This window comes from Enterobacter sp. CM29, assembly GCF_013179605.1.
GTDB classification, from domain to species: domain Bacteria; phylum Pseudomonadota; class Gammaproteobacteria; order Enterobacterales; family Enterobacteriaceae; genus Enterobacter; species Enterobacter intestinihominis.
Window position 1 is genome coordinate 1 of the sequence record NZ_JABMCU010000375.1, and the last position, 955, is coordinate 955.

Annotated in this window: 2 protein-coding genes; both read left to right on the forward strand. The window is 59.4% G+C overall.

All coding sequences use genetic code 11. The features are described 5' to 3' along the window. The coding region (locus tag HP459_RS23150) for a sugar ABC transporter substrate-binding protein (protein WP_171936950.1) at positions 1-787 on the forward strand (787 nt) is incomplete at its 5' end. 83 nt (positions 788-870) lie between these two features. Continuing rightward, a partial coding sequence (locus HP459_RS23660; protein ID WP_253939689.1) for a hypothetical protein occupies positions 871-955 on the forward strand: 85 nt, incomplete at its 3' end.

Below are 955 nucleotides of genomic sequence, written 5' to 3' on the forward strand. Positions count from 1 at the left end.
ATACGACGGGATTATTCTCTCTCAGGGGCGCGATCCGTACTCCACCGCGCTGGTGAAGAAGGCGGTGGATGCCGGGATCAAAGTTTCGGTGTTTGATACCGCTGTGAACGGCGAGATCCCGGGCGTAACCGTTACCCAGCAGGACGATGCCTCCCTGACCAACCTCTCTTTCGGCCAGCTGGCGAAAGATTTCAACGGCAAGGCCAATATCGTCAAGCTATGGGTCGCGGGCTTCCCGCCGATGGAGCGCCGTCAGGCGGCCTACAAAGAACTGCAAAAGCAGTATCCGGAGATTAAAGAGCTGGAGTCCATCGGCGCGGTCTCTTCTGACGTGCAGGGCGACACTGCCAACAAGGTGGGCGCGATCCTCGCGAAATACCCGAAAGGTAAAATCGATGCCATCTGGGGTACCTGGGATGCCTTCAGCCAGGGCGCGTATAAGGCGCTGAAAGAGAACGGCCGAACCGAGATCAAACTCTACAGCATCGACATCTCCAACCAGGATTTACAGCTGATGCGCGAGCCGGGTAGCCCATGGGCAGTGAGCGTGGCGGTGGATCCGAAGCTGATTGGCGCGACCAACGTACGCCTGATTGCCAATAAGATTGCCGGAGAAGCGACGCCTGCCACTTACGATTTCAAGGCGGCGGCCATTCCGCAGGCGCTGCTGACCGCCCAGCCGGGCGCGGTGAACGTGGCGTCTCTGGGGAAAATCATTCCGGGCTGGGGCCAGACGGAAGATTTTGTTGCGCCGTGGTTTGCGACGCTGGAAGCCAGGTCAAAATAATGGCCGGTGGCGCTTCGCTTACCGGGCCTACGGTGTTGTAGGCCGGATAAGGCGCAGCCGCCATCCGGCGAAAGGACTTATACATGTCTGCATTACCTCAACCCGAATACAGCCGCAATATGCGGCTGATTGGCCATAGCGATCAGGGCGGTCGCCCGGACGGCGTGC